Consider the following 6460-nt stretch of genomic DNA (forward strand, 5'->3'; position numbering starts at 1 on the left):
TCGAGCGCTTCCTGGTGCGCGCGTTCCCGCTCGCGCTTGAACTTCTCCGGCAATGGCGGGTGATCGTCCAGCGGCTTGCGCATGCACCATTTGTCGCCGCGATATCCCAATGCTCGATGCCGACGAGTTCGGATCCTGAAAACCAGCAGCTACAATTCAGCTTGGGGAAATGAAGCGCTCTCGCGTCCCACCAGATCGCCTCAATCTTGACCTGGCCGGGACCGCGTTCCCATGGCGTCCAGCCCTTTCCAGGCCGCTCGGTCAAATCACTGTCGCGCATGCCGCGGTGTCTCAGGTTGAATTTCCAGAATTGCGGGAAGCCATGGCTTCATCGGTGATCAGTCGGGCCAGATGATCGCGGCTCAGGCTCAACGTCTCTCTCAGGAACCATAGGAAATTGCGTGGCCCTTCTGTCGGCAAGCCAGCTTCCTCCGCCTGAGTGATTGTCCCGCGCTGGCGCTCTATTCGCGCCTCAATCTCGCGAATGTGTTGTTCGACCCGAGCTATGTCGTCGTTGATGGTCATGCATCCCTGCGCTTGGGTCGACACTACCAAATCGGTGAAATGTAACCAACCGTGATATTCATGCAGTCTTGCTAATGTAACCTCTGCATCGGCCGACTCCCTCTACGCCACCCCGAGTCGGCTAGGCCCGGCGGTTCAACCCAACGCACCCCAACGCGTGGACCTGTCGGGCCGCTGTGTGTTGCGGTCGAGCATGCCCCCGCGGATCGTGCATGCGGCGGGCTTATCGGCAAGCATCAGGCTCGCAAGCACCGTTCGGCGCGACGGAAGAGAATGCCGATCTCGGCTTCGGTGAGTGTGATCTGATAGCGCTGTTTCGATTGCTTCGAGTAGATGTCGTCAGCAATAATCGAGACGGTCACATCGCCGTTCTCATCGATCTGAACATCGTCGATCTGGAGTGGCGCCGAGTATATGCATTTCGGTGATCCTGGGCTTCCGCCCAGGCTGAGTAGACAATCGCATGCGAAGAGTATCCCCCTTGCCAGCAATTTGGCTGTTGCAAAATTGATGCCAGCAATTCGGTCCCGAGATGAGACGGGCTGTGGCTACTCCCTCGTCGTCCTTATGGATATGTGCCTTCTATTTGGGCAGAGGAGTATATTTGCGCGAGCCGAAGTCCCCCGGTTAGGCCCGGCGCTCACTGGCCTACCCCGTCAGCGTGCCGGGCCGCTTCCGACCTCCGTCGCCGACTGCGGATGTACCAGCGGCGACGGAGGAGCCCTCGCTTCCAGCCGTTCCGCTGCTTCTCCACGTTACGACCAGTTTCTTCCGGGGCATCGATCGATTTTCAAAGACTCGCTCAGAATCCGGTTATTACCGTAGGACCAAATAACAATCATTTGATGCCACTGAAGAAATGGATCGTGGCGTTTTGCTAAGGCCCGTTTACAACCGTCCCAGGGGGTATCTACCTCAAACGAAGGGGCAACAAAAATGGTCTACCGCGTTACTGCTCTTGGGATTGCGCTTGTTTTTTGGGGGCTTGGTGCAGGCCAGGCCGCCGCGTGGGGAAATACGAAAACCCTTGAAAGGACAGCGCTATCGGGGAAAGAAATCAATGTTTATGACGGCGCTAGTGTTAACCCAGACTGCTCCAACGCGGGCCCTGTCGATCTGAAGGCGGTTTCAGGACCGAGCCATGGGAAGATCTCGATCCTCAATGCAAAGACATTTCCCCATTTCACCAAAAGCAACATTCGATGGAAATGCAATTTCCGTAAGGTGGACGGCATAAAGGTGCTGTACCGATCGAGCCCGGGGTTCAAGGGGCAGGATCAAGTCGCCTTGTCGGTACACACATACGATGGCGCATCATACAGCATCATGATCAACGTGAAGGTCGAGTAGCAATTTGCTTCACCGAGTGGTGTGGCGTTACGGCCTCCGTCAGATGGACTGAGGTCATAGGGCTGGTTACGGGCAAGGCGTCCAGCCCTTCCGCTGCTCTGGCGTCACGGCATAGTTTGTGAACTGCAGATTGCGGTCTTCCCGGCCGGCGCCACGGCACTCGCTGCAGAAGATGATCTTGAGCAAGTCCCAGTGCAAACATGGCTGGTCTGGCCCGAACCGCCTGGCCAGCGCGGTGACGTCGAGAACGGCGCGGCGCTGGCATGTGAGGCAGTAGACGGATAGGCCGGTGCCGGCCCTCAGCTTTTTGCCAAGCGTGTCTTCAACGAAGGGGTATTCCGGCCCATGGCGAACTCCAGAGAGGTCGCCCCACCCGGGCGGGATATATGACCGCTCCTGGCATTCGGCAGAACCGAGCGCTTACCGAGGAGGACCTGGTGGGTAGTTGAGGGCGCTTGTCTGCCAGTAGAATTTCCATTCCCCTGTCCGGAGCTTGGAAAAGATTTTGCAGACCCGTCCCTTCCAATGAAAATCCGCCCCGGCATGCACAAGGGTGGCAAGGTCAAACGTAGCGGCAAACTCCCCGAACTTCTGGCAGCGAAGATGCCTGAAGGCACAATTGCGACCAGCGACAAATTGCTCGCCCTGGACGAGCCGATCGCAAGTTTCATCCGGGAAGCCATTCCGGCGCGAGATAGCCAGGCGCACCAAGCTTGCTCAGGACGAGGATGCCCTTGGGAAGGAATGCGAACGGCTGGAAACGATCTCCCGCCTGAAAGCTATCGAAGAACGCAAGCGGCCGACTCCTCGCCGGAAGCTGCTGCCTTTGCCCAAGGCAGACGAGGACATCGGCCGCCTGAACTTTTAGATCGTGATGCCCCATTTGGCCGCAAGATAGGCTTCCGTTGCCGAGACATAGGTCGATGAAAGAGCGGCCTCGCACAGCGCGCATTCGCGGCAACCTTGTCTACTCGTCCCGCCAGATGACCCGCTTTACCCACCTGATTTCCACGAGCCGCCTGTGCCGTTGGTGTGCGCCTGCTCTCCGGTCGGATGAAAGAGCTGGGCGCTCATCCACTCTCTGCTCTTGCACGTTTGGCACCGCACCTTCTCGCGTACCTCGTCAATCGTGACGTTCCCGATCACCTCCTGAAGCCTGCCGGTTTGTAGAAGCGCGTGACCCTGCAGCGGGCGCAGCGGATGCCCGCCACCTGCCCCGCGTCATGGGCATGCGTCAGTGTCCATGCGGCACCTCTAGGCCGCTTCTCGGGTTGCTCGGGCATGACCTGGAATGAGGAACGGCAGCGGCTCCGGTCAAGAGGCGCGTGACAGATTTGTTCTCATTTTGTTCACTGTTGTATATGGGCGACAAAATCCGAGTGCAAAGACCTGAATATGCCACTCGGCCCGGCGTCCAGCATCATATCTGGGAACACGAAGGTTGCGCCAAGGATGCCGGCTGGGGGTTTGCGCAGCCGAAGCAGGCACCCCACTGGCTCTGCTTTGAACACCGGGCGGAGGGCGAGCACTACCTATAGCTGGAGGCCGACATGAGCCGTTATGACATCGCCGCCGATTTGGAATGCGCGGCCAATCAAATCGCCGAGGTGTCCCGGGCGGACCCTCAGGTCATGCTCCGACGAGCAGCCTTGATGCTCCGAAACGTAGCCGGGCTGGTCCTTGAGCCGAGCGTACAGGAGCCCTTGTCGAACGTGGCGGAAGAAATGGGGCTCACGAGAGCGGACCTCATACGAACCATCGTCAGCGACTGGCTGTGGCAAATGCCTATCCGAATAACGCATTGCTCGGCAACCCGGTGGACGTCGCAAGGGAACGGCGGGCTCGATGCAATGCGCGTGGTTTACCGCGCCATCGGTTCCAAACTATCGTCAGGGGCATGGCGTCCAACCCTTCCGCCGCTGCGGCGTCAGCGCTTCCCTGATGGCCTGTCTGGCGGCGAACATCAGAGGAGGTTTAAGCTTCGAAGGTCGATGCGGCTCTGGCGGATTTCGTAACAAGTTTAGATTCCTATGCCACGCCCCCTGCCAATGCCGTGGTTGAACCCGAGTTCCACACCCAGCCGCCGGCCGGATTCGACCTGGATGCCAAGCGCTTTTTTGTGATTGGCGAGTAGTGATTCCAGTTGCGGATCGCGCTCGAGGCTCTTGGCCATAGCGGACATGGCCGAGCGCGTTGACTTGTAGCCGGACATGTCACCGGCCTGGTATTGGTCCTGGCTTGTCCGGTGGAGCTTTTGCCAGCGGTCCACGAAACGGTCGGCGCGGCCGATTGGACCTGCTTCCGGTCCAATGCGGATTTCGGTTTCAAGCTGAAGAGCAAGCACTATGCGGTTGACGCGACCGGCCGCCGCTTCACGGATCAGCTCAGGGTTCTTGACATAGGCCGCTTCGGCATCGCGCCAGCCATGAGGCCGAACTCTCCCGAAAGCGTCGCGCGTATCTCTCAATTCACGCATCTGCTCAGGCGTCCCCTGCCCGTCCGCATTTCCGGTGCGGATAACGGCTTCGAGGGCACGCGCGTGGCGCACAAGCGCCTCCGTGCGAGCGCTGCGCAACGCCGCTTCCGGATCCACCGGCGTATCCGCCTCGCGCAGCGCTCCTCTGGCGGCAGCTTCTCTTCCAGGCGCGGCATCACCGTTTTGCGCTCGACCGTCTTCCCTTCCCGACTGATGCCCACGGTCCTGACCGGCCTCCGCTCCTCCAGGCGCGCCCAACCCGTCGAGCAGCCCGCCGATTCTGTCGCGGACCTTCTCCGGAAGGATCCGGCGCACGATCTCGGCCACACGCTGGCGGAAGGTGATCCCGCGTCGCTCGGCAAAGGTCTGCGCCGGGTCGATCTGGTCGTAATCCGATACCATGTCCTTGGCGCGGTCGCGTGACAGCGTCCGGAGGAGCCGTTCGCGGGTCGCAAAGTCATCGCTGCCGTAATGCATGTCCATCCCGTCGCGATGCCGCGTCAGGGCAACGTAGCTGCCATGGACGTCCATGCCTGGCGTCGCCAGCACATGGGTGCGGTCGACGGTCATGCCCTGGGCCTTGTGAATGGTCGCGGCATAGCCGTGGTCGATATGAGCATAGTCTTTCAGGTCAAAGCTCACAGACCTGCCGTCGTCGGTTTGAACCGTCATGCTTTGTGTGGTGACCTCTTCGATAACGCCGAGCGTGCCGTTCTTGACGCCGAGCCCCCGCTCATTGCGCAGGAACATGAACCGGTCGCCGCTCGCAAAGTTTCTCGCACCGCGTTCTACACCCACCTGAACCTCATCGCCGAGAGCTGCGGCAGCGCGCATGCGCTCCCGCGCTGCCTGGTTGAGCGCGCGCACTTCGTCGTTAGTGTGGGTGAGAATGATCCGGCTTGCTCGGGGCTCTGCCTGCCTATCGCGGTCCCAGCGCGCGACAAGATCGCTGCGCGCCTCATCGCGCGACGCGGCCTGGTGCACCATGCCTTGTGCCTCATAGGCGCCGATCGCAGCGCCGATCTTGCCGGTTGCCAAATCGCGGGTGGCATCACGCTGCCAGTCCTCGCGCTGTCGGCGCACCTGGCCGATCTCGACGCCGCCATAACGCTCGTGGAGTGAGCGGAACGCGGCGCCGGCCTCGATCGCCTGCAACTGCTGCGGATCGCCGACCAGCACGACCTTAGCGCCAGCGTCCGCGGCATGGGAGAGCACGCGCTCCAACTGGCGCGTGCCGACCATGCCTGCCTCGTCGATCACCAGGACATCACGAGCTGTGAGCAGATCGCGGCCCTGCCCCCAGCCATGTTCCAAGCTGGCGATGGTGCGAGAAGAGATGCCGGAACCGCTCTCGAGATTCTCGGCCGCGATGCCGGAGAGTGCAGCACCTCGAACCTCGTAGCCCGCCCCTGCCCATGCCTGGCGCGCAACACCCAGCATGGCACTCTTGCCCGTTCCGGCAAAACCGACAACGACACCAAGACCGCGGCCGTCCGTGATGTGCTCCAGCGCATCGCTCTGCTCGCCTGACAGAATAAGGCCGCGCTGCCTGGCATGCGCCACAGCCGTCGCACGAACCGGCTCACTCACCGCATGCTGTCCCTCTGCAGCCATGCGTTCCGCCGCATGATGCAGGCGCTGTTCGGTTTCGATCATTTGCCGTGTGGTGAAGCGGTCTTCTGCGCGTCTGTCCTCCCAAGTTCGACTAGGTCGGGCGCTGCGCTGATGGCTCCCATTACATCGTTGAACTGCTCGATTCCGTCGCTGTGGCGATGCGCAAACTTGGCGATGTCTTTTCGCGTAAAGGTCGATTGCTGATGCGTGATGGCATCCAGCGCCACGGAAGGGTCGGCGATGATGCGTGCGCCATTGTTGCGCGCGATCTCACGATGCAGCTCGGCGCGATCGGCTTCAAGGTCGACAGCGTCAAGGCCGCTTCCCTCAATGCGTTGGGCCGGTGCTCCAATCTGGGTTTGCGGCTCCAAGGCAATGCCCTGCGCTTCCAGACTGCGATGATCGATGCGGGCGTCGATGTCGAGTTCGGCAAGGCGCTCATTGGCAAGCCCCGCCCATCGCTCGCGCCAGCGCTCGACCATTTCAGTGCTGTTC

The 6460-nt window shown here is 60.9% G+C and carries 4 protein-coding genes and 1 pseudogene; 3 read left to right on the top strand and 2 right to left on the bottom strand.

What is annotated here, in order from left to right; genetic code table 11:
* Positions 1-291 precede the first annotated feature (291 nt).
* Complete coding sequence (locus tag EOA28_RS20485; protein WP_127252060.1) at positions 292-525, bottom strand: hypothetical protein; 234 nt, start codon at positions 523-525, stop codon at positions 292-294.
* Between the two features lie 212 nt (positions 526-737).
* On the opposite strand from EOA28_RS20485, the gene EOA28_RS20490 reads away from it, so the two are divergent.
* From EOA28_RS20490 to EOA28_RS20500, 3 genes are all read left to right on the top strand, one after another.
* Positions 738-953: a hypothetical protein gene (locus EOA28_RS20490; RefSeq protein WP_127252061.1), complete on the top strand. Its 216-nt coding sequence runs from the start codon at positions 738-740 to the stop codon at positions 951-953.
* Positions 954-1461: 508 nt separating this feature from the next.
* Positions 1462-1875, top strand: coding sequence for a hypothetical protein (locus EOA28_RS20495; RefSeq protein WP_127252062.1), 414 nt, complete (start codon positions 1462-1464; stop codon positions 1873-1875).
* A 1550-nt stretch (positions 1876-3425) separates the two neighbouring features.
* Positions 3426-3890 (top strand): hypothetical protein, encoded by a 465-nt coding sequence (locus tag EOA28_RS20500; protein WP_127252063.1) that lies wholly within the window; start codon positions 3426-3428, stop codon positions 3888-3890.
* Between the two features lie 5 nt (positions 3891-3895).
* Here the strand turns inward: EOA28_RS20500 and traA are convergent.
* Positions 3896-6460 (bottom strand): annotated as a pseudogene (gene traA, locus EOA28_RS20505) (Ti-type conjugative transfer relaxase TraA); the annotation flags it as partial.

This window comes from Mesorhizobium sp. M2A.F.Ca.ET.067.02.1.1 (genome assembly GCF_004023285.1).
Taxonomy (GTDB): Bacteria; Pseudomonadota; Alphaproteobacteria; order Rhizobiales; family Rhizobiaceae; genus Mesorhizobium.

Excerpts from the sequence above, each read along its gene's own strand:
- EOA28_RS20495 (WP_127252062.1), top strand. The coding sequence starts at position 1,462 with ATGGTCTACCGCGTTACTGCTCTTGGGATTGCGCTTGTTTTTTGGGGG.
- EOA28_RS20490 (WP_127252061.1), top strand. The coding sequence starts at position 738 with ATGCGGCGGGCTTATCGGCAAGCATCAGGCTCGCAAGCACCGTTCGGC.
- EOA28_RS20485 (WP_127252060.1), bottom strand. The coding sequence starts at position 525 with ATGACCATCAACGACGACATAGCTCGGGTCGAACAACACATTCGCGAG.
- EOA28_RS20500 (WP_127252063.1), top strand. The coding sequence starts at position 3,426 with ATGAGCCGTTATGACATCGCCGCCGATTTGGAATGCGCGGCCAATCAA.